Origin of the sequence: Nocardia sp. NPDC059154 (assembly GCF_042755705.1) — a bacterium.
Lineage (GTDB): Bacteria > Actinomycetota > Actinomycetes > Mycobacteriales > Mycobacteriaceae > Nocardia.
Genome location: NZ_JBHZCS010000030.1, coordinates 100,787 through 121,958, shown reverse-complemented (window position 1 = coordinate 121,958; position 21,172 = coordinate 100,787). Strand labels below are relative to the sequence as shown.

The 21,172-nt window shown below is 69.8% G+C and carries 18 protein-coding genes; 8 read left to right on the top strand and 10 right to left on the bottom strand.

The window, feature by feature from the left end; all coding sequences use genetic code 11:
- On the bottom strand, positions 1-389 hold a 389-nt coding region (locus ACFXN1_RS25475; protein ID WP_379440169.1), incomplete at its 3' end, for a DUF222 domain-containing protein.
- Positions 390-417: 28 nt separating this feature from the next.
- Positions 418-1,032 (bottom strand): TetR/AcrR family transcriptional regulator, encoded by a 615-nt coding sequence (locus ACFXN1_RS25470; protein ID WP_379440167.1) that lies wholly within the window; start codon positions 1,030-1,032, stop codon positions 418-420.
- Between the two features lie 53 nt (positions 1,033-1,085).
- Between ACFXN1_RS25470 and ACFXN1_RS25465 the strand changes: the two genes are divergently transcribed.
- The gene (locus ACFXN1_RS25465) at positions 1,086-1,934 is read left to right on the top strand and encodes an alpha/beta fold hydrolase (protein WP_379440165.1); all 849 of its coding nucleotides are present in this window, start codon (positions 1,086-1,088) and stop codon (positions 1,932-1,934) included.
- A 60-nt stretch (positions 1,935-1,994) separates the two neighbouring features.
- Complete coding sequence (locus ACFXN1_RS25460; RefSeq protein WP_379398854.1) at positions 1,995-2,912, top strand: alpha/beta hydrolase fold domain-containing protein; 918 nt, start codon at positions 1,995-1,997, stop codon at positions 2,910-2,912.
- A gap of 3 nt (positions 2,913-2,915) precedes the next feature.
- Here ACFXN1_RS25460 and ACFXN1_RS25455 read toward each other — a convergent pair whose 3' ends face one another.
- Positions 2,916-3,296 carry a hypothetical protein gene (locus tag ACFXN1_RS25455; protein WP_379440174.1) on the bottom strand — a complete coding sequence of 127 codons (381 nt, stop codon included), beginning with the start codon at positions 3,294-3,296 and terminating at the stop codon, positions 2,916-2,918.
- Positions 3,297-3,452: 156 nt separating this feature from the next.
- Here ACFXN1_RS25455 and ACFXN1_RS25450 point away from each other — a divergent pair, with 156 nt between their 5' ends.
- Positions 3,453-5,756, top strand: a complete 2,304-nt coding sequence (locus tag ACFXN1_RS25450) for a LuxR C-terminal-related transcriptional regulator (RefSeq protein ID WP_379440164.1) — start codon at positions 3,453-3,455, stop codon at positions 5,754-5,756.
- A gap of 77 nt (positions 5,757-5,833) precedes the next feature.
- On the opposite strand, the gene ACFXN1_RS25445 is transcribed toward ACFXN1_RS25450, so the two are convergent.
- The 6 genes from ACFXN1_RS25445 to ACFXN1_RS25420 form a co-directional block, all read right to left on the bottom strand.
- Positions 5,834-6,358, bottom strand: a complete 525-nt coding sequence (locus tag ACFXN1_RS25445) for a DinB family protein (protein WP_379440162.1) — start codon at positions 6,356-6,358, stop codon at positions 5,834-5,836.
- An 84-nt stretch (positions 6,359-6,442) separates the two neighbouring features.
- Positions 6,443-7,297, bottom strand: a complete 855-nt coding sequence (locus tag ACFXN1_RS25440; RefSeq protein WP_379440161.1) for an alpha/beta fold hydrolase — start codon at positions 7,295-7,297, stop codon at positions 6,443-6,445.
- On the bottom strand, positions 7,297-8,457 hold the full coding sequence (gene hsaA, locus ACFXN1_RS25435) for a 3-hydroxy-9,10-secoandrosta-1,3,5(10)-triene-9,17-dione monooxygenase oxygenase subunit (RefSeq protein ID WP_379440159.1): 1,161 nt from the start codon (positions 8,455-8,457) through the stop codon (positions 7,297-7,299). Before hsaA ends, ACFXN1_RS25440 begins: the two co-directional genes overlap by 1 nt.
- A 129-nt stretch (positions 8,458-8,586) precedes the next feature.
- Positions 8,587-10,638, bottom strand: coding sequence for an alpha/beta hydrolase (locus ACFXN1_RS25430; protein ID WP_379440157.1), 2,052 nt, complete (start codon positions 10,636-10,638; stop codon positions 8,587-8,589).
- 279 nt (positions 10,639-10,917) lie between these two features.
- Positions 10,918-11,868, bottom strand: a complete 951-nt coding sequence (locus ACFXN1_RS25425; protein ID WP_379398860.1) for a LysR family transcriptional regulator — start codon at positions 11,866-11,868, stop codon at positions 10,918-10,920.
- A 338-nt stretch (positions 11,869-12,206) separates the two neighbouring features.
- The gene (locus ACFXN1_RS25420) at positions 12,207-13,715 is read right to left on the bottom strand and encodes an FAD-dependent oxidoreductase (protein ID WP_379440156.1); all 1,509 of its coding nucleotides are present in this window, start codon (positions 13,713-13,715) and stop codon (positions 12,207-12,209) included.
- Between the two features lie 166 nt (positions 13,716-13,881).
- On the opposite strand from ACFXN1_RS25420, the gene ACFXN1_RS25415 reads away from it, so the two are divergent.
- The 5 genes from ACFXN1_RS25415 to xylB all read left to right on the top strand — a co-directional run bounded on the left by ACFXN1_RS25415 (position 13,882) and on the right by xylB (position 20,985).
- On the top strand, positions 13,882-16,272 hold the full coding sequence (locus tag ACFXN1_RS25415) for a PEP-utilizing enzyme (protein ID WP_379440154.1): 2,391 nt from the start codon (positions 13,882-13,884) through the stop codon (positions 16,270-16,272).
- A 170-nt stretch (positions 16,273-16,442) separates the two neighbouring features.
- Positions 16,443-17,357, top strand: a complete 915-nt coding sequence (locus ACFXN1_RS25410) for a tyrosine-protein phosphatase (protein ID WP_354834944.1) — start codon at positions 16,443-16,445, stop codon at positions 17,355-17,357.
- Positions 17,358-17,457: 100 nt separating this feature from the next.
- A complete protein-coding gene (locus ACFXN1_RS25405) occupies positions 17,458-18,465 on the top strand; it encodes a glycoside hydrolase family 172 protein (RefSeq protein ID WP_379463682.1) in 1,008 nt (335 codons plus the stop codon).
- 103 nt (positions 18,466-18,568) lie between these two features.
- Complete coding sequence (locus tag ACFXN1_RS25400) at positions 18,569-19,579, top strand: zinc-dependent alcohol dehydrogenase family protein (RefSeq protein ID WP_379398864.1); 1,011 nt, start codon at positions 18,569-18,571, stop codon at positions 19,577-19,579.
- Between the two features lie 17 nt (positions 19,580-19,596).
- Positions 19,597-20,985: a xylulokinase gene (gene xylB, locus ACFXN1_RS25395; protein ID WP_379440151.1), complete on the top strand. Its 1,389-nt coding sequence runs from the start codon at positions 19,597-19,599 to the stop codon at positions 20,983-20,985.
- Here xylB and ACFXN1_RS25390 read toward each other — a convergent pair.
- Entirely contained in the window at positions 20,976-21,146 is a 171-nt protein-coding gene (locus ACFXN1_RS25390; protein WP_379398866.1) for a ribbon-helix-helix protein, CopG family, read from the bottom strand. The genes xylB and ACFXN1_RS25390 overlap by 10 nt on opposite strands.
- Positions 21,147-21,172 lie beyond the last annotated feature (26 nt).

Below are 21,172 nucleotides of genomic sequence, written 5' to 3'. Positions count from 1 at the left end.
TCGCCTGCCTCAAAGGCTTCGGCGGTCGCCGCCAACGCGGCCGGACGCAGATGACCGGTGGGTTCGAAGAATTCTCCGCACTGGCGGGTGATCTTCACCCGCACCGACGCGTCGTACCTCGACAATCCCAATGTCTGGCGCAGGAACGGCACCAGTTCCCCGGCTCCGCTGGTTTCAGGCAAGGAGCGATTCGCAGCTTCGATGATCAGGCGTGAATCCAACGCGGACAGTTGGCGTTTGCAGGTTTCCAGCCGCTGCATCAACTCGACGACATCAGCGTCGGAGAACGGGGTGAGGTTGCCGTGCAGGACGGAATTCGACAGGGTTTCGACGGCGGTCGCCAGGTCGGCTATACCGCATGCGTTGAGTGTCACCCCCGTCGAATTCATGTATTGATATTACCGCCGAATGGTCATGCTAGGAACCCGAAATGTCCAGTATCCCTTGCCTTTTCACAATTTCCGAGACACGGGCACACATCGTTTTACCGGCGGCCAATAGCGGCTCTGTCGATCGCAGGGTCCGACTGAGAATGAAAGCCCCTTCCAGCGCACCGATAATCGCAATCATCAGTTCCCGGGCGTCGGCCGCTTCCAGGCCACGGCGGATGAAATAGCCTGTGCCCTCGTCGATCCAGGAGTTCATGACTTCCGCTGCCACGTCACGGATTCCGGGTTCGCTGTCGGCGACTTCCCCGGCCACCGTGCCGACCGGGCACATGTTCATCCAGCCGGCCTGCTCGATGGTTTCCGCGGCGGCGGTGAAGGCGGCCGGGACGGCTTCGCGGAGGTCGTCGTGGGCATCCATCAGGAGCGGCAGCAGCTGGATGTAGGCGGCGCCCGAGACGCGGAGGGCCTCGGCGGCGATGGCCGACTTTCCGGCGGGGAAGTGGTGGTAGAGCGAGCCCATCGGGGCGCCCGACGACGAGGTGATCTGTTTGACGGTGATCGCGCTGTAGCCCTGGACCCGCATGAGTTCAGCGACGGCGGTGACCAGGCGATCCCGGGTGGTGGTTGACAGCTTCTCGCTCACCCGTCCAGACTAGAGCAAACGCACTAGAGCGTGTGCTCTAGAGGGGAGATACCATGCCGACTGTCGAACTGAGTGCGGGACGGGTGCACTACGCCGAGCGGGGTGAGGGGCCACCGGTGGTGCTGTTGCACGGGCTGCTGATGAACCACACGGTGTGGGACGAGGTGATCGGCAAGCTGCCCGAGGGCTTCCGGTACGTGTTGCCGGATCTGCCGCTCGGGTCGCATCCGGAGCCCTTGCGTGAGGGCACGGACCTGACCCTGCGCGGGCTCAATCAGCTGATCGCGGATTTCCTTGCCGCCCTGGACCTGCGCGACGTCACCCTGGTGCACAGCGACTGGGGCGGCGGGCTCTTCCTCACCGCCTACGGCCTCGACGAGCGCGTCGGCCGGTTGATCGTGCTGCCCTGCGAGGCCTTCGCGAACTTCCCACCCGGCCTGCCGGGCAAGACCGCTATCGTGGGCGCGGCATTGCCCGGCGGAATCACGATGGCGCTCAAGCAGTTACGCGTCCGGTGGCTGCGCTCCTCACCGCTGCTGTTCGGCTGGATGGCACGCTATCCGCTCAGCGACGAGATCATTCGCGGCTGGACCGATCCCGGCCTGCGGGACAAGCGGATTCGGCGTGATCTGCTCGCCTACGCCCGATCCCGCCGCAACAAAGCCGAGCTCATCGCGAATACCGAAGCGCTGCGCGACTTCCGGGGCGAGGCCCTGATCCTGTGGTCGTCGGCCGGCAAGGTGATGCCGCGCGAGCACGGCCGCCGCCTGGCCGAGCTGATTCCCAAGGCGCGCCTGGTGGAGATCGACGACGCCTACGTCCTGTCGATGCTCGATCAGCCGGATGCCGTTGCCGCAGCCATGTCCGCCTTCCTCACCGGCGCGGTCATCGAACACCGCTAGGGCATTGGTCCGATTCGGTATGGTCGAGGCCGGAGACGGACTACCGCACGGGAGGCGCTGATGCCCAGCTTGCTCAGTCGGGCGGTGCCCGCGTATCTGCGGGTCGTCCGGGCCAATCGGCCGTTCATCAGCGCCGAGGGTGCGCGCGAGCACATTCGGGAGCGCAGCCTCCGGCCTCAGGCGTACGGCCCGCCGCGCCTGTTGCGTGCGGATGTGACCATCGAGGTGCGCCGGGAGAACGGCTGGCCGATCTACACCCTCACGCCCCGATCCGGCCGCGCTCGAGGCAATGTCGTGTACTGCCACGGCGGCGGCTGGGTCAATGAGGTCGCCAGGCAGCATTGGCAGCTGGCCGCCGATATCGCGGCCGAAGCGGCCACGACGGTCACGGTGCCGATCTATCCGCTCATCCCCTACGGCACCGCCGATCAGGTGATCCCCGCCTTCGCGAATCTTGTTCGCGCCAATCGAGACCAGTACGGCGAGGTCTGCTTGGCGGGAGATTCGGCGGGCGGCCAGATCGCGTTGTCTACGGCAGTCCTGCTCCGCGACGAGCAGCAACCGGCAGTGCCTCGGACAGTGTTGATTTCACCCGCCCTGGACCTGAGCCTGAGCAATCCGGAGATCCTGACCGTCCAGTCCGAGGATCCCTGGCTCGGACGCGATGGCGGCCTGATCCTCGGCGACCACTGGCGCGGCCCGCTCTCGATCACCGACCCGCGGGTCAGCCCGCTGTTCGCCGACTTCACCGGACTCGGCCCGCTCACCGTCTTCTGCGGCACCCGCGACATCCTCGTGCCCGACACCCGGATCATGGTGGGTAAGGCTCGGGCCGCGGGTGTCGAGGTCGACTATCACGAGGCTCCCGAACTGGTCCACGTCTATCCCCTGACGCCGACCCCCGAAGGCACCGAGGCGCGCAAGCTGATCATCGACGTCCTGCGCGGCGCACTGACCCCGGCGACCTCCCCGGCCTGAGCCTCAGCCGGATTTCCCTGTACCCGGCGCGTTTTCGGCCAGCCACCGTCGTGCCCTGGTCGCCGAGGCGCGCGAAAGCCAGGCGTCCTGCACGACTTCGGTGAGCTCCTGCAGGCCGAGTTCGGGAATTCGGCTGCCGCGCAACAGGACCGAGAGATGCCCCTGGAAGTGCGGGGTCGTGAAGAACGGTGAATCCGGGTCCTGGGTGAGGGCCAGCTTGTCGTCCTCCGACGGCACCCAGAAGATGATGACGTCGTCGTACCGCTCCCCGGTCTCCGGGTCGGCGGCGTCGGGGCGCGGGGTCCGGAAGTAGACGAAGGACTTGCGGCCGACCTGGTAGACGGGGTTGCCCGCGGGCCCGTGCTCGATGGTCACGTGCGGCATACCGGCCGCCAATTCGTGGACGTCCGCCAGGCGGGCTCGGCGCGTTCGGCTCGGCACCCGGCCGAGTGTATCGCCGCACACATCAGCAGCGGCCGCGAGCTGCGTTTATGCGTGCTTGCTGGCACAGAATGCGGCAAATCACATAGGTTTGACGCCATGGCGCGGCGTGTCAATGGAAACCTCCCCGAAGAGGTAACTAGCTTCGTCGGCCGCCGCGAAGAGCTGGCTACTGCGAAGCGCCTGCTGCCCACCACCCGGGTGCTCACCCTGCTGGGTCCGGGCGGCATGGGAAAGACCCGCCTGTCACGACAGATCGGGCACCTCGTCGCGCGCGCGTTCCCCGACGGCGTATGGCTGGTCGAGCTGGCCGATGTGCAGGATCCGGCGCTGGTCACCCTGAGTGTCACCGAGGCGTTGAACCTGCGCGACGAATCCACCGCGCCGCTGCCCCGGCTCACCGAATTCCTGGCCGACAAGCGGCTACTGCTCATTCTGGACAACTGTGAGCATCTGATCGAGGCGTGCGCCGCGCTGGTCGGCCGGATCATCGCCACCACACCGGATGTGCGGGTGCTGGCCACCAGCCGCGAGGTGCTCGGGATACCGGGCGAACAGGTCATGCCGGTGCCGCCGCTGACCGTGCCCCAGACCGCCGGTGAGGACAGCGACGCGCTGCAGCTGTTCATCGAGCGCGCCAGCGCCGCCAACCCGGGCTTCCAGGCCGGCCCCGGCAATCGGCCGGTGGTGGCGGAGATCTGCCGCCGCCTCGAGGGCATGCCGCTCGCGCTGGAGCTGGCGGCGCTGCGGCTGCGCATGTTCACGCCGGAGCAGATTCTGGACCGTCTCGACGACACCATCGGGCTGCTCAGCGCCGGGCCGCGCACCGCGCCGCAGCGCCAGCAGACCATCGAGGGCGCGATCCGCTGGAGCTACGACCTGTGCACGGCGGCGGAACAGGCGCTGTGGGAACAGCTTTCGGTGTTCGCGGGCGGTTTCGACATCGACGCCGCGGAGGCGGTGTGCGAGCTGGGGTCCGCGTCGCTGATGGAGGCGCTGACGGGGCTGGTGGACAAGTCGGTGGTGATGCTGCGCTTCGACGGGGATGTCGCCCGGTACTCGATGCTGGAGCCGATCCGTCAGTTCGCCGCCGACCGGCTCGCCGAGCGCGGTACGGACCAGCAGGTTCGGGCGCGGCACCGCGAGCACTACCGGCAGCTGGCCATGCGCGGGCAGACCGCGTACTGGACCGCGGAAGACGTGGAGTGGTTCCGGGAGCTGAGCCGCGAGCACGCGAATCTGCGTGCCGCGCTGCGCACGGGCCTCGAGGACGAGCCGCTGCGCACCATGGCCACGGTGACCGTGCTGCGCCCGTTCTGGGAGCACAATCGCTTCCTGTCCGAGGGCTACCGCTGGCTCACCGATTCGCTGGCCCGCAATCCGGAGCGGACCGCCGAGCGGGCCAAGGCGCTGTCCTCGGCCGCCTCGCTGGCCGCCCTGCTGGGTGATCAGGAGTCGGCGGCGCGGCTGGTGAGCGAGTGCATGGAATTGGCTGCCGTCCTGGGTGATACCGACATCATGGCCGAGGTGGCGCTGGACCAGTCGCTGCTGGCCTTCGCCTCCAGCGACCGCGAACGCTCACTGGAGCTCGGGCGGAGCGCCATCGAGCTGGCGGCCACGCACGGCCAGCACGCCATCGAAATGGACTCGCACGCCTTCTCTTTCATGGCGGCCATGGTGCTGGAGGCGCCGGGGCGCACCGAATTGGCCCAGCGCTTCCTGGAACTCACCACCGACAGCGGTTCGCACCTGCTGGGCGGGCTGGCGCTGTGGACGGTCGGGATCGACCACTGGCGGCGCGGCGAACTCGAGGCCGCCGCCGAATTCCACGGCCGCGCCATCGAGGAGCTGGCCCTGTTCGAGCGCTGTATCTGGCTGTCGTCGGCCTTCGAGGGGCTGGCCTGGACGGTCTCCGCGGACGGCGACCACGAGCGGGCCGCCCGCCTGCTGGGTGCGGCGGAATCCCTGCAGCGCAGCACGATTCGGCTGGCCCACACCATCACCGTCGCGGTCGGTGAGAAGGAGCGGCTCAAGGTCCGGGACGCGCTGGGCGAGGAGGCGTTCCGCACCGCGTTCGGCGCGGGCGCGAGCCTGCCGCTGGAGGAGGCCATCGACTACGCGCTCGGCCGCACCGCCGTCGAGCCGGAACCCGTTGCGCCGCCGCCCGCCCTGAAGCGCGCTCCGCGGGCGGCCACCGCGACCCTGTCGGAAACCAGTGTGCTGACGCGCCGTCAGAAGGACGTCGCCCGCCTGGTCGCGGCCGGTCACAGCAACAAGCGCATCGCCGCCGACCTGGTCATCTCGGTCCGTACGGCCGAGACCCACGTCGAGCACATCCTCACCAAGCTCGGGCTCACCTCCCGCACGCAGCTGGCCGCCTGGGCGCACGAACACAATCTGTAGATCCGCCGGCTACGCGCGACCCGAATCTGCCGCAGCCGAAGGCACATTCGGATCGGGCGCCCGTCGGGGAACCCGGGCTACTGGTAGCCGGTGGCCCCGTCGATGCGTTCGCGCAGCAGGTCGGCGTGGCCGGCGTGGCGGCCGTACTCCTCGATCATGTGCAGGTAGATCCAGCGCAGGGAGAGGTCGGTGCCGGTGCGCGGATGGGTGACGGTGTGGTCGAGGGGAAGATCGGCTATGGCCTTGTCGCACACGGCGATTTCCTCGAGGAATCGGGCGTAGTCGGCCTCGGCCTGCTCGGGAATGGTGTCGTCGAAGTCGGCGTCCTGGCTCGGATCGCTGGAGTAGAGGTAGCCGACCGGCTCCCCCGCGGCCCGCTTGCGGAACCAGCCGCGTTCCACCTCGGTCATGTGCCGGATCAGGCCCAGCAGGGACATGGTGGACGGCGCCACGCTGCGGGTCGCGAGCTGGGCGCCGGTGAGCCCCTGGCATTTCCAGAGCAGGATCTCGCGGCCGCGGGTGAGCAGGGAGTGCAGCATGGCCCGCTCGTCGCCGACGAGCACCTGGGCGGACCGGGTGATGTCCGGGGCTGTCCACGTCATGCTCGGACTGTAGCGCCGGGCCGAAACCGGGAAAACGAGTTCGGGGGTGGGAAATCCCACCCCCGAATCATCGGAAACCGCTTGCTACAGGCCGTTGTTCAGGAAGTCGACCACGGACCGCTCGAAGGCGTCCTTGCGCTCCACCATGACCCAGTGGCCGCAGCGGGCGAAGGTGCGCAGGTCCGCGTTCGGCAGCTGCCGGGCGGCGAAGAGCGAGCCCTCCACCGGGGTGACCCGGTCATCGCGGCCCCACAGGATGAGCACCTCCTGCGTGATGCCCTTCAACCGCGCCCACAGCGGGACCGGTTCGGCCAGCTTGGGGTTGTAGAAGGTGGCGTAGGCGTCGCGCAGGGCGGCCTGAGCCTTCGGATCGGCCGCGGCCTTCAGGCGCTTGGCCACCAGTTCCTCGGTGAGCGTGGCCTGGTTGTAGACCATGGCCCGCAGGAAGCCCATGGCCTTCTCGTCGGTGGGGTTGGCATTGAACTCCATGAGCCGCGTAATGCCCTCGGACGGTTCGGGTCCGAGCACGTTCACGCCGACGCCGCCGGGCGCCATCAGCACCATGCGATCGACGCGACCCGGGTGCTCGAGCGCGAGCAGGGTCGCGACGGTGCCGCCCATGGAATTGCCGAGTACGTGCGCCTTCTCGATGCCCAGCTCGTCGAGCAGCCCGATCACCGCGTCGGCGGCGATGCGCAGGTAATTGCGCTCGTACACCTCCGGGCGGCCGCTCTCGCCGAAGCCGGGCTGATCCAGGATCAGGCAGCGGAAGTGCTGGGCCAGCACCGGCAGGTTGTCACCGAAGTTGGCCCAGCCGGACACGCCCGCGCCGGAGCCGTGCAGCAGCACCAGCGCCGGGCCCTCGCCGGCCTCGTGATAGCGGAGCTTGTGGCCGTCGACCGTCACCCAGCGGGTGGTGTTCTCCGCGGTCAGGGTCATCAGAGCATCCGATCCGCGACCTCGAGGCCCATGGCGCCCTTGCCGTACATCGCCAGGGCCCGCTCCACATCGTTGATCACGTGCACGCTGCCGGCGTGCGCGTCGCGCCAGTTGCGCTCGATGATGTTCGGGCGGCGGATGGCGTGGCCGCCGGAGTTCTTGAACAGCAGGTCGATCGCCTCGAGCGCGCGCTCGGTGCCGCGCACCTGATCGCGGCGGGTGGCCAGGCGCAGCTCGAACGGGATCTCCTCACCGGCCTGCGCGTAACGCAGCTGCTCACCCATATTGCGCTCCATCTGGAGCACGGCGGCGTCGATTTCCGAAGCGGCACGGGCGATCCGGACGTGGGCGAAGGGATCCTCCGACACCTTCTGCCCGCCGTAGGACAGCCGCACCCGCTCGCGCTGGCGCTCGATGTGCGCCTCGTACGCGCCCTGGGCCGCGCCGATGATCGGGGCGGTGATGGTGTTGGAGAACAGCGCGCCGAACGAAATCTTGTACAGCGGAGAGGTATTCACCTGCTGGCCGGGGCCGACCAGGTTGGCCTGGTCCGCGGCCGAGTAGGCGCGGTGGGCCGGCACGAAGGCCTTCTCGATGACGATGTCGTTGGAACCGGTGCCGGACAGGCCCGACACGTTCCAGGTGTCCTCGATGCGGTAGTCGGTGCGCGGCACCAGGACCGTGTAGTAGTCCATGCCGGTCTCGGTCGGCACCAGCGCGCCCAGGAACACCCACTGGCCGTGGTCGCAGCCCGAGGAGAAGGCCCAGCGGCCCGAGATCTCGTAGCCGCCCTCGACCTGGGTCAGCTTGCCGGTCGGCGCGTAGGAGGAGGACACCAGGGTGTCGGGGTCGGCGGCCCACACGTCCTGCTGGGCCTGATCCTCGAACAGGGCCAGCTGCCACGGGTGGGCGCCCAGCACCGAGGACACCCAGGCGGTGGACGGGCAGACGGTGCCGATGGTGCGGATCACCTCGTAGAAGGCGACCGGCGACTCCTCCAGGCCGCCGAAGCGGGCCGGCTGGAGCATGCGGAACACGCCTGCCTCGGTGAGCTCGGCAATGCTGGCGTCGGGCACCCGCCGCTGCTCCTCGGCCTGAACCGCGCGTTCCCGGATCGCGGGCAGCAGATCGCGGACCCGATCGAGCACCTTGTTAGTCATGCGGGCGTTCCTCCTCGTGCCAGAGTTTCCTGCCCTCGAAGCTATGACCAACGCGGTGTTTCGATCCGAAATAGTCCCGATGATCGGAACCCAGGTTCCGCTGGATACGGACCGATCGCCGTACAGCGGCTATTTGTGGGCGTATTCCCAGGTGATGTCCTCGTCGAGGGCCTTGCGGATGCTGCGTTCCAGGTCCGGGTTCCAGTCCTGCGGCTGGGCCACCGCGACCCAGCCGTCCAGTGGCAGGTCACCGTAGCGGTGGCCGTGGCCCGACGGGACGCCCTGGGCGTTGGCCAGGTCCGCGCTGATCTGCCAGAAGGTGACGATCGGCCACCAGCGGATGGACTTGGAGACGTCCGCACCGCGCGGTTCCTTCAGCCAATCCGGTTGTGTGAACAGCAGATCCGGCGACCACCAGACGATCGGGTCGGAGGCGTGCTGCAGATACACCACGCGCGGGTCGAACCACGTCCGGTCCGGGCGGCCCAGTTCCGGTGCGGTGGCGGCGAAGCGGACGATCAGGCCGTCGGCGTAGATGGGCAGGATCTCCGGCGTTCCCGGATCGCGGCGCTGCTCGAGCTGACGCCAGATCCGGTTGGAGTTGGGCGGGCCGACCCACAGCACGCCGTCGACCATGGTGCGGATGTCGTCGAGCCCGGTGAAGGCGCCCTCGGAGCCCTGCGAGCCCAGACTCTCCCCGTACACCAGTAGTTTCGGACGCTGTCCCGGCGGCAGCTGCGCCCAGCGCTCATGGACGGCGTGGATCACCGCATTCCCGGACTCGGTGGCCTTCTGGCGGTCGGACAGGAACGACAGCACGCTCGGCAGGTAGGAGTACTGGGTGGCGGCGATGGCGGTGTCACCGCCGTACATGTACTCGATGGACGAGGCGGTGGTGGAGTCCACCCAGCCGGTTCCGGTGGTGGTGACCACGACCAGCACCTTGCGCTCGAAGGCGTGGGTGCGATCCAGTTCCCGCACCACCAGATCGGCGATGTCCTGCTGCGTGTTCGCCGAGTCCAGGCCCGCGTACACCCGAATCGGTTCGCGCGCGGGCCTTCCCGTGACCTGGGCGATCCGGTCCGCGGTCGGCGCGGTGGCGACGAACCAGCGGCCCTCCGACCCGAGGGTGTCCCACGGCGCCAGTGACTGTGGGCTGCCGGACCTTTCGGGCAGCTGCGGCTGGACGGCGCTTGCCGAGGTCTTGCCGTTGCGCAGGCTGAACGCCGAATTCGCCACGGAGAAGAAGGCTTTCGCCAGCACACCCTGGAACAGCAGCACCGCGACCACCGCGACCACGATCACCGCGCCCGGGTAGGCGATGTCCCTCGGCACCCGCCATTCGATGTTGAGCAGCCGCACGATCAGCCGGATCAGCCACCGCACCAGGCGATACGACACGATCACCAGCGCGAGGGTCGCCGCCGCCACCAGTTCGGCGCGCAGGTAGCTCGAGGTGGTGGTCGGCATCATCCCCATCAGCACTTCGAGATCACGCTGCCAGCGCGCCGACCTGGCCAGCACCAGGGCCGCGCCGACGATGGTCCCGACCACGATCACGGCCTTGCTGACCGCCAGCGTCGTCTCGCTCGGATGCCACAGCTTGGCCAGGCCCTCCGCCGACTCCGGCAGCCGTGGCCGCACCCACTTCTTGAAGGCCCACTCCAGCACGCCACCCACGCCGTATCCGATGGCGGCGCTGATCCCGCACACCAGACCCTCGAACAGCCAGGTACGCGGCAGCAGTGAGGGCGACACCGCCCAGAGGAAGAAGATCCAGGCCACCACCAACCCCGGATAGCTCGGATTGACGGCCCGCTCCGCACGATCCGCGACCGCCCATACACGTGAACGCAGCGATGCCGGCCGTGCCGTGCCTGCGGCCTGCCCATTCGTCTCACCCGTGTCGGTCGACTTACCAGTCGCGGTCAGCTCTTCGCGCGCTGTCGTCTCATCACGCCCGGTTGTCTCGTCACGCCCGGTTGTCTCGTCACGTTCGGTCGTCTCATCACGTTCGGTCGTCTCGGCGGGCTCGATCGGCTGCTCGGGCTCGGTCGGCTGCTCCGGCTCGGCCGCAGGCTGAGATACGGGCGGCTGGGGTTCGGTCGCTTCGCCGCGCCCGGTTACCGCGTCGCGGGCATCGTCCCCGTGCTCGTCACCCTGCTGTTCGTCCGCCGTCATGCCCTCGAGTCTGGTCGCCGGACGGCGGCCGCACGGCAGCGACACGCGCGGGCACGGGCGCCTGCACCGCCCGGACAACGGGGGCTCAGTCCGTCGCCCGGCGGTGCCGGCTATCCGAGATCGTCTCACCGGGTAAATGAGGCAGTCGCGAGCCTTGGGCGGGCTCGCCGGTGGACGCCGCACCCCCCGCGTTGACCGCCCACGCGGAAACACATTAGGGCGCAGGGGAACCGGTGTGAAACAGCTATTTCCCAGCCAGTGACAAGCGCCGGTTGTCAATCACAGATGCTGCGGCAGGGTGCAGTCGTCGAGATCGGGTTGTTCCAGGCGCGCGACCAGGTCGGGGTTGGCGTCGCGAACGCGGCGCGCGATGTCCACGAACGACCGCACCAGCGGCGTCTCGTGGTCGACGCGCCAGCCGACCGTCACCTGGTTGTGCGGGGCGTCCGCAATCGGCAGCACCCGGACCCGGGGAAAGGGCATCCACCGCGCCGACGCCACCGTCAGCACGACGCCGACCCCCACCGCGACCTTGTGCAGCTCCTCGAGCAGCGAACTCGACCGGGACACCACCGGGGCGGGCCGCCCGTCGCGGTGATCGTGCAACTCCCAGAAGGCATTCCACTCCGGATCGGTGGTGGCCGCCCCGAGCAGCGGCTCGTCGAGCAGGTCCCGCACCCGCACCTCGGGCAGTTCCGCCAGCCGGTGCGCGGCGGGCACCAGCGCCACCAGCGGCTCGGCGAACAGGGGCTCGAAGCGGATTCCGGCCGCGCGGAACGGGAGTCGCACGAAGGCCACGTCGACGGTCCCGCTCTCCAGTCCGGCCGCGGGCTCCTCGTAGGTGAACTGCCGCATGTCCACCGTCACCCCGGGATGCTGTGCACGGAAGGCCGCGAGGATCGGCTCGGTGAGGGTGAGCGCCGCGCCCTCCAGATAGCCGAGCACCAGCCGATCCGACTCTCGCCGCTGCGCCACCCGCGCCTGCTCGACCGCCATTTCCAGTGTGGTCAAAGCACTTCGGACACCTTCGAGGAGGGCCGCCCCCGCCGCGGTGAGCTCGACGCTGCGGGTGGTCCGCGTGAACAGCACCAGATCCAGCGCCTTCTCCAGCTGCCGGATCTGCGCGCTCAGCCCCTGCTGCGCCACATGCAACCGCTGCGCTGCGCGCGTGAAGCTCAGCTCCTCCGCCACCGCAACGAAATACCGCAGCTGCCGCATGTGAATTTCCATAGCGGGCGAGTCTAGAACCTGTTCTCGGTGGCAAAAGGGCCATCGCCAACCACAACTCACCCGACGCGGCAGCAACCCGGCCGCCGAATCGCCACTGCGAACAAGGGGCAGCGACCACAGACGCCGAACGGCGGCGGTGCCGGCGCGGCGGCAGCCATGGCCCTCGGCCCGATGCGAGCCGTGTCACCTCATCGCCTGCTAGTCCCGGCTGCTGAGCCGCCTCGAAGCCTTCTCGCCTCGATCCTGGAGCGGCTGGCCCGTTACGCCGCCGGAACCCTGTTCCGCAGTGGCTTCCGTGCCCTGCCGCCGGGCCGAGAGTGTCGGCAGAAGGCGATCGGCTATGCGCGACGGGCGGCCGCGGTGCCCGCGCGGCGGCCGAAGAAGGTGCCGTCGCCGAGGGAGGTGCCGGAGATGTAGCCGAAGCCGTGCAGGCCGTTGGCGGCTCGACCGGCGGCGTAGAGGCCGGAGATGGGGCGGCCGTCGAGGTCGAGGACGTGGCCGTCCAGGTCGGTGTGGAGGCCGCCGAGGGTGAAGACGGAGGCGCCGGTGCCACGGCGGTCACCGGCCTCCGACGGCGGGCGCACGCCGGCCTTGACGTCGATGGCGGCGAACGGCGGGGTCAGTTCGCGCAGCCAGCGGGGCGACTTGTGGTGGTCGAGATCGGTTCCCTGCCGGGCGAATTCGTTGTAGCGGGTGATGGCCGCGGTCAGCGAGCCCGCCGGCAGGCCGGTCAGCTCTTCCAGTTCGGCGGGCGTCTCGGCGACGTGGGTGGGCCGCACACCCCAGCGCTGCGGCTCGGGGACGTCCTCGAAGCCGTCCTCGTCGACGACGACCCAGACCGCGGTGTCGTCGCCCGCCCAGCTGCCGCCCATGTTCTGGCGGTAGAGCGCGTGCTGGCCGATGCGGCCGGGGTAGGTGTCCTCGTTGACGAAGCGGCGGCCGAGGGCATTGACCACCAGGCCGCGCGCGGCCAGCCCGGGAACGAGGGACATGCCGACCTGACCGGCGGACATGTGGCGCACGGCCGCGCCGAGGGCCTGGGCCATGCGGATGCCGGAACCGTCGTCGGTGCCCGCGCTGACCTTGGTGTGGCCCAGCAGTTGCGGCGCGTGGGCGGCGAGCATGTCGTCGTTGTCGACGAAACCTCCGGTGGTGAGCACGATGCCGCGCCGGGCGCGGATGGTGATCTCCTTGCCGTACCGCCGCGCGACCGCTCCGACCACGACACCGTCGCCGTCCACGATCAGGGTGCCGACGTGGGTGTCGAACAATGCGGTGGCGCCGGCGGATTCGGCCGCGCCGGCCAGGCACTCCATCAGCAGCTTGCCGCCGAAGTCATTGGCGGTGGGCCGGTGCCCGCGCGGGGCCGGGTGCGCCAGTTCGGTGAAGGGCCAGCTGTTCTCGCCCAGCCACATGAGCCCGTCGTCGGTGGGCGGCACCCAGGTGGGGGCGTCCCACATGGTCGGCTTGAACGGCACGCCGCGGTCGACCAGCCAGTGGAAGTGCTCGACGCTGCCCGCGCAGTACTCGTCGATCTTGGCCGCGTCCGCACCCGCGCCGAGCGCCGCCTTCAGGAAGGCCGCCATCGCCTCGGGGGTGTCGTCGTAGCCGCAGGCCACCTGGATCGGGGTGCCGCCGCCCAGATAGATCTCGCCGCCCGACATGGCCGACGCGCCGCCCGGACCGCCGGACCGGTCCACCACCAGCACCCGGGCGCCCGCGTAGGCCGCCTCGTAGGCCGCCGAGGCGCCCGCCGCGCCGTACCCGACGACCAGCACATCGGTCTCGATGTCGTAGTGGCTCACCTCGCCGGCCGCCCGCGGCGTGACCGGATTCCGCACTGTCATGCCTCGACGGTGCCCGCTCCGACCGCCGTCACTTAGCGCCCCATCTTGCTGAGCGATTCACCGATCCCGTTGACCGGGACTGTGACCCGTCACCACCCGTTGCACTGGGGATGGTGTGTGAACGGCGTCACTGTGGTTGGGGATGCCTGCACGAGGAGGAGAGTCAATGCGGATTCTGGTCACCGGTGTCACCGAGCCGAGCGGCCGTGCCGTGGCGCGCATGCTGCTGGCGGCCGGCCACGAGGTGGTCGGCCTGGACCGGCAGCGGCACCGCTACGTGGACCCGCGGGTCGAGGTGATCGTCGGCGATCTGTCCGACGCCCAGGTCTGCGCGCGGGCCGTGGCCGGAGTCGACGCGATCGTGCACCTGGCAGGTCCGGCGGTGGCGGCAATCGCCCAGGCGGTCAAGGATTCCGGTACGCGCCTCGTGGTTCCCGTTGCGGCGGGCGGCGATTCGAGTGTCGAGAAGATCGTGACCGGCTCCGGCGCGGACGCGCTCATCGTGCGCACCGCGCTGGTGGCCGGCCGGCGCATCGACCGCGGCAGCTGGCGCGCGCTGGAGAGCCTGACCGCCGGCGGCAAGGGCAGCATCCAGGTGCTGCACTACGACGACCTGGAGCGCTTCCTGGTGCTGGCGACGCTGTCGCAGCGCGGCGGCGTGGTCGAGCTGGCCGCGCCCGGCAACGTGTCGAGCGCCGAGGTGAAGCGCATCCTCGCCGACGCGGGCGTGAAATACGGTGCGTGGCTGCCCAAGTCGTCTGCGTCGCAGACCTCGGTGGACGCGAGCGCCGCCCGCGAGGACTGGGGCTTCCGCTACGGCTGGACCGCCACCGAGGTGATCGCCGACGTGGCGCGCGCCCTGCACGGCCGCAAGAGCGGCGGCTCCGGTATCCGCGCTCGCCGCGGCGCGATTCCGCTGCCCACCCACGTGGTACCCCAGAACGCCCCGACCTCCGACGGCTACGCGCTGAAATCGGCTGCGCCCGAAGGCCTGCAGGGCGAGTTCGACGACATGGTCGACGACCGCATCCCGGTCTACACCGCCACCAACACCTCCGAGGCGCTGCCCGGCCCGCTCACCCCGCTGACCATCGATCTGCAGGCGGGCGCCATCCGGCTCGGCAACGAGGCCATGGGCCACATGATCGCCATCGAGGGAATCGCGCTGGAGCACTGGGTGTCCCGCGTGACCAGCGTGCTCGGCCACAGCGTGTACATCAACGCCTCCATCGGCGTCTTCTCCGCGCAGAACATGCCCGGCTGGGACGAGGAGAGCGTGCGCCGCGACGTCTACGGCACCATCGGCGATGTCGAACTGCACCCCAAGGGCCGCCCGGCCATGCCGACCGGCCTGGCCGCCCGCGCCGGCACCTTCAAGGCCATGGGCCGGGTCGCCGCCACCGCGCTCGGCTTCAGCAAGACCGCCGAGCACATCAATGCCGCCTCGCACGCGGAAGCGCTGACCCGCGACCAGATCTCGGAGCTCACCGACGAGCAGCTGCACGCCCGCGCCCTGCTCTGGCGCGACCGCCTCAACCAGGCGTGGCAGGCGGCCTCCATCGGCGTCATGATGACCGGCGCGGCCACCGCCGCCCACAAGGGCGAGGTCAAGATCGACCTGAACCGCCTGGAGTCGGCCAAGACCATGCTGGCCGTGGAGCGGCTGGCGGCCCTGTGCCGCAAGGACGCCGGACTACAGGCGCTGGCCAAGACCGGTGACGTGGCGGCCGCCCGCGAGAAGTCGCCGGAGTTCTCGCAGGCCCTCGACCAGGAGCTGGCCCGGATCGGCCACCGCGGCCCGGGCGAGTGCGAACTCATCAACGCCACCTTCGGCGACCGCCCCGAGCTGCTGGTCACCGCCGCCGGGCGGGCCGCGGAAATGCCCGCGCCGCACCGCGAACCGGTGCCGGAGCCGACCAGCCGCACCGCCAAGATGGCCGTCGGCGCGACCGTCTACCGCGAGCGCGCCCGCGACGCCGTCGTGCGGGTCACCCATTGTCTGCGCCTGGCCACCCAGGAGCGGGCCGCGCGCCTGGTGCACGCGGGCAAGCTCACCGCGATCGAGGATTCGGCGTTCCTGAACCTCGACGAAATCCTCTGGGCCCCGGCCGATCTGCAGGAGCGGGTGGCGCGCCGCCGCGCCGAGCGCACCCGCTTCCAGGCCATCCGGATGCCCGATGTGGTCAACGGCCCGTGGGAGCCGGAGGAGATCTCCGGCGCGATCGCGGTCGGCGACACCATCTCCGGCCTGGGCGTGAGCCCGGGCGTGGTGGAGGGCACCGTCAAGCGCGTACTGACCCTCGACGACGACATCGAGCCGGGCGACATCCTGGTGGCCGCGGTGACCGACACCGGCCACACCGCCATGTTCGGCTACGCGGGTGCGGTGGTCACCGACATCGGCGGCTCGGCCTCGCACGCCGCCATCGTGGCCCGCGAGTTCGGCGTCCCCTGCGTCGTCGACACCAAGACCGCCAGCACGGCGCTCCAGGACGGCCAGCGCGTCCGGGTCGACGGCGCCGCCGGAACCATCACGCTGCTGGCCGACGCGGAATAGCTCGGCCGGCAACCGCACCGTGCCTCGGGCGCGCTCCCGCGCTCGCGCCCGAGGCCGGTCGGTCATGCCCGGACCCGCGGGGCCCGCGCCGTATCCGGCAGCCGGGCCCGCGTCAGAAGCCCGGACCGGGACACCCCACCACCCGGTCCGTGACCGAAAGGAACCCCCTAGTGACGATCTCGCGCGCCGTACGCGGCACACTCACCGGTGTAGCCGCCGCGCTCATCGCCCTCACCCCGATCGCCGTCACCCCGGCGCTGGCGGCGCCCGTCCCGGTGCTACAGACGCCCAAGGGCGCGTCACTGGACCTGCCGTCCGCGCCGAATGCCCGGGACCTGAGTGGCATCCCGACACAGGGCGGCGGGGGGAAGGTCAAGGACGGTTCGGTCTTCCGCTCCGACGCGCTGAACAAGCTGAGCGACGCCGAGCAGCAGCAGCTGGTGTCGGCGGGCATCGTCGAGATCATCGACTTCCGCAGCCCGACCGAGCGCGGCCAGAACCCGGACAAGCTCCCGGCCTCCATCCCGGAGAAGTCGCTGCCGGTCTACGACCCGAACAACGACTTCTACCTGTTCTTCGCCAAGGCCGTGCAGGGCGGCCCGGCCGTGCAGCAGCAGCTGCTCGGTGACGGCAAGGGCCATCAGTACATGGTCGACTACTACAAGTGGATGGTCACCGACCCGACCGCGCGCTCGCAGTTCAGCGCCGCGGTCAAGGAGATCGCCAACGCCAACGGCCCGGTGCTGTTCCACTGCACCGCCGGTAAGGACCGCACCGGCTGGATGTCGGCCATCCTGCTGAGCGCCCTGGGCGCGCCGAAGGGCCAGATCTACAACAACTACCTGGCATCCAACGACAACCTGGCCGCGTCGAACAAGGCCACGCTGGACGGCCTGGTCGCCAAGGGCCTGGTCACCGATCCGTCGCTGTTCGAGCCGGTGCTCGGCGTGGACCGCGACTACCTGGACGCCTCCTTCGACGCGGTCCAGCAGAGCTTCGGCTCCTTCGACAACTTCCTGTCGCAGGGCCTGGGCGTCGACGACGCGACCGTCGCCGCGCTGAAGTCCAAGCTGGTCGGTAAGTAAGCAGTTCCCGGGATGCCGGCGCCGTGTGTGGGACGGCGTCGGCATTCGCATGTCCGCCGCATGTCCGCTTCACATTTGTGATCGACATGCGAAAATTCGCATGGTGCACGAGATCTGGCAGCTGGACGGGCGGCGCACCCGCTCGGTGAGCGCGGAGAACCCCACCGGCGCGGCCGGCAAGGGCGGGCGCGCCATCTCCGGAACCGGGGCCTTCGCGGCCGCGGGGCTGGGACGCGGGTGGAAGGTGTCGCCGTCCATCGATCTGCCGCCCGGCGAAACCGCCACGCTCGCCGACCTTTCCGGGCCCGGCGTGATCCGGCACCTGTGGCTCACCACCGATCGCGCGCTGCTGCGCGACTTCACCCTCCAGATGTATTGGGACGGTTCGCCCGAACCGGGCATCGCGGTGCCGCTGGGCGACTTCTTCTGCAACGGCTGGGATCAGCTGGCGCTGATCAATTCCGCCATGGTGGTGGTCGCGCCCGCCGGCGGGCTGAACAGCTACTGGCCCATGCCCTTCCACACTCGCGCGCTCATCACCCTGCACAACGGGTCCGAGCGGGCCGCGCCGGTGTACTACCAGATCACCTATCTGGAGGAGGAGTTACCCGGCGCCGCCGGGTATCTGCACGCCCGGTGGCGCTGCTCCGATCCGCTGGGCAACCCGGCGGAGCATCCGATCGTCGAGATCGACGGCGGCCCCGGACGGTATGCCGGGACGTATCTGGCCGTGCAGCCGCGGGCGGCGGGCTGGTGGGGCGAGGGCGAGCTGAAGTTCTATCTCGACGACGACACCGAATTCCCCACCCTGTGCGGGACCGGCACCGAGGACTATTTCGGCGGGGCCTGGAATTTCGAGCTCGACGGCGCTTATCAACCCTACTCCACCCCCTATCTGGGCATGCCGCAGGTGTTGCCGCCGCATCGAATCTACGAACCGCACCAGCGATTCGGCATGTACCGCTGGCACATTCCCGACCCAATCTGTTTCGACCACGGCCTGCGCGCCACCGTGCAGGCGCTGGGCTGGCGCGCGGACGGCCGCTACCTACCGCTGGACCAGGCGCATGTGGCCTCCACCGCCTTCTGGTATCACGCCCTCCCCTGATCCCCCGCGTGTCCCCGTAACGATTGCGGGAAAACAGAAAGATTGCGATTGCTATTGCGTAAAACGCGTCGAGCGGGTGGCACGCGGGTGCATGGTTATTGCTATGCGCGCCTTGGTGGTCGAGAAGCCCGGACAGTTCTCGGTCGAATCCGTGCCGGATCCTACTCCGGGCACCGGTGAGGTAGTGATCCGGGTGGATGCGGTCGGGATATGCGGTACCGATATCCATATCGTGGAGGGCGAATTCCCGCCCACGCCCTATCCGATCGTGCCGGGCCACGAATTCGCGGGGGAGGTGGTGGCGCTCGGCGCGGACGCGGCCGGGGTGCGGGCCGGTGACCGGGTGGCGGTGGATCCCTCGCTGTTCTGCGGGCGCTGTCACTACTGCGCGATCGGGCGCGGCAATCTCTGCGAGAACTGGGGCGCCATCGGCGACACCGTGGACGGCGCCATGGCCGAGTACGTGAAAGTGCCCGCCGCCAACTGTTATCGGCTGCCCGGGCATGTGCCGCCCGCGCACGGCGCACTGGTGGAACCACTCTCGTGCGCGGTGCACGGATTCGACGTGCTGCCACGGCGACTCGGATCGCACTACCTGATCTACGGCGCGGGCACCATGGGGCTGCTCATGCTGCAGCTGGCCATCGCGGCCGGCGCGGCGTCGGTGTCGATGGTGGACACCAATGCCGACCGGCTGGCCACCGCGCGCACGCTCGGCGCGGACGCGGCCACCGTGTCCGCCGAGGACATGGACCGGCCCGAGGGCTGGGAGATCGTGATCGATTGCAGCGGAACGGTGGCCGCGATCGAGGACGGGCTGTCCCGGGTGCGGCGCGGCGGCACCTACCAGCAGTTCGGGGTGGCGCCGGCGGCGGCGCGGGCGAGCATCTCGCCGTTCCGCGTCTACAACGACGAGATCACCATCGTCGGCTCCATGGCCGTGCTGCACAGTTTCGGACGGGCCGTGGACCTGCTCGGTGAGGGCGTCATCGACGCCGACACCGTGATCACCCACGACTTCGCACTCGACGAATTCGGCGATGCCCTGCAGACCTTCCGCGCGGGCACCGGACGCAAGATCCAGCTGCATCCCGGACGGGCGGCGGCACGATAGAGGGTGGTGGCTGGCCAATGACGGTCGTTGCCGGAGTGGACTCGTCCACTCAGTCCTGCAAGATCGTGGTGTGCGATGCCGATACCGGAACGATATTGCGGCACCGCCAGATTCCGCACTACGACGGGACCGAGGTGCCGCCGCTCATGTGGTGGGAGGCACTGCGGGCGGCGTGTGATCGCATGATGCGCGATGTGGAGGCCATCGCGGTGGCCGGGCAGCAGCACGGACTGGTGGCGCTGGACGCGGCCGGGCATCCGGTGCGGGATGCGTTGCTGTGGAACGACACCCGGTCCGCGGAGGCGGCGACACAGCTGGTGGACGAGCTGGGCGGGCCGCAGGCGTGGGCGGACGCGGTAGGGAGTGTGCCGCTGGCCGCGCACACGGTGGCCAAGCTGCGCTGGTTCGCCGATCACGAACCCGAGCTGGCCGACCAGACGGTCCGGGTCCTGCTGCCGCACGACTATCTGACCTGGCAGCTGCGCGGCGGTGATCCGGCCACCGAGCCGACCACCGATCGGGGTGACGCCTCCGGCACCGGGTACTGGTCACCGGCCGCGGGCGCCTACCGCCCGGATCTGCTGGCGCTGGCCTTCCGCGGCCGCAGTCCCGCGCTGCCGCGGGTGCTGGCGCCCGCCGAGATCGCCGGGCACACGCCGGGCGGGCGGCTGGTGGCGGCCGGCACCGGCGACAATGCCGCCGCTGCACTGGGTTTGGGCATCGCGGAGGGGGATGTGGTGGTCTCGCTCGGGACCAGCGGCACCGTCTTCACCCGCGCCACGCACCCCAGCGCCGATCCCTCCGGCGCGGTGAACGGGTTCGCCGACGCCACCGGGGCGTTCCTGCCGCTGGTGTGCACGCTCAATGCCGCCCGGGTGCTGGACGCGACCGCGATGCTGCTGGGCATCGATGTGTCCGGCCTGGAGGTGCTGGCCGCCCAGTCGCCCGCGGGCGCGGACGGTCTCACCCTGCTCCCCTATCTCGCGGGTGAGCGGACCCCGAATCTGCCGTACGCCACCGGCAGCCTGCACGGCCTGCGCCCGCACACCATGCGTCCGCACCATCTGGCCCGCGCCGCCATCGAGGGCATGCTCTGCAATATCGCCGAGGCCCTGGACCGCCTGCCGACGGTGCCGAATCGAATCCTGTTGATCGGCGGGGCATCCCGGTCCCGCCTCATCGCGCATGCCGCCGCCACCATCTTCGGCCGCACCGTCACGGTGCCCAATCCGAGCGAATACGTCGCCCTCGGCGCGGCCCGCCAGGCCGCCTGGGCCCTGCGCGGCGGTCCCCGCCCGCCCCGCTGGCCCGCCCCCGCGGGCACCGAATTCCATGCTCTGGCAGTGGGGATCGGCGACGCTATTCGCCAGCGCTACACCGAGATACGCGACACCTACTACCCGTAGACGACCGGACCGTCGGACAGATAGTCGTCCCAGGTCTGGTGCCGGGTGATGTAGGTCCGGATGGCGTCCCGGGCAATGTCGTGTTTCGACCGCCCCTCCGTCGCCGCCTGCGCACTCAGCGCAGCTTCTTCGTCCTCGCTGAGCCGCAAAGTCCATGCCACCGCGAATTCATACCACCCCCGCGCAA

Bases quoted from the DNA above. Each gene is read 5' to 3' on its own strand.
- ACFXN1_RS25465 (WP_379440165.1), top strand. From the start codon at position 1,086: ATGCCGACTGTCGAACTGAGTGCGGGACGGGTGCACTACGCCGAGCGG.
- ACFXN1_RS25460 (WP_379398854.1), top strand. From the start codon at position 1,995: ATGCCCAGCTTGCTCAGTCGGGCGGTGCCCGCGTATCTGCGGGTCGTC.
- ACFXN1_RS25455 (WP_379440174.1), bottom strand. From the start codon at position 3,296: ATGCCGCACGTGACCATCGAGCACGGGCCCGCGGGCAACCCCGTCTAC.
- ACFXN1_RS25450 (WP_379440164.1), top strand. From the start codon at position 3,453: ATGGCGCGGCGTGTCAATGGAAACCTCCCCGAAGAGGTAACTAGCTTC.
- ACFXN1_RS25445 (WP_379440162.1), bottom strand. From the start codon at position 6,358: ATGACGTGGACAGCCCCGGACATCACCCGGTCCGCCCAGGTGCTCGTC.
- ACFXN1_RS25440 (WP_379440161.1), bottom strand. From the start codon at position 7,297: ATGACCCTGACCGCGGAGAACACCACCCGCTGGGTGACGGTCGACGGC.
- hsaA (WP_379440159.1), bottom strand. From the start codon at position 8,457: ATGACTAACAAGGTGCTCGATCGGGTCCGCGATCTGCTGCCCGCGATC.
- ACFXN1_RS25430 (WP_379440157.1), bottom strand. From the start codon at position 10,638: ATGACGGCGGACGAACAGCAGGGTGACGAGCACGGGGACGATGCCCGC.
- ACFXN1_RS25425 (WP_379398860.1), bottom strand. From the start codon at position 11,868: ATGGAAATTCACATGCGGCAGCTGCGGTATTTCGTTGCGGTGGCGGAG.
- ACFXN1_RS25420 (WP_379440156.1), bottom strand. From the start codon at position 13,715: ATGACAGTGCGGAATCCGGTCACGCCGCGGGCGGCCGGCGAGGTGAGC.
- ACFXN1_RS25415 (WP_379440154.1), top strand. From the start codon at position 13,882: ATGCGGATTCTGGTCACCGGTGTCACCGAGCCGAGCGGCCGTGCCGTG.
- ACFXN1_RS25405 (WP_379463682.1), top strand. From the start codon at position 17,458: ATGGTGCACGAGATCTGGCAGCTGGACGGGCGGCGCACCCGCTCGGTG.
- ACFXN1_RS25400 (WP_379398864.1), top strand. From the start codon at position 18,569: ATGCGCGCCTTGGTGGTCGAGAAGCCCGGACAGTTCTCGGTCGAATCC.
- xylB (WP_379440151.1), top strand. From the start codon at position 19,597: ATGACGGTCGTTGCCGGAGTGGACTCGTCCACTCAGTCCTGCAAGATC.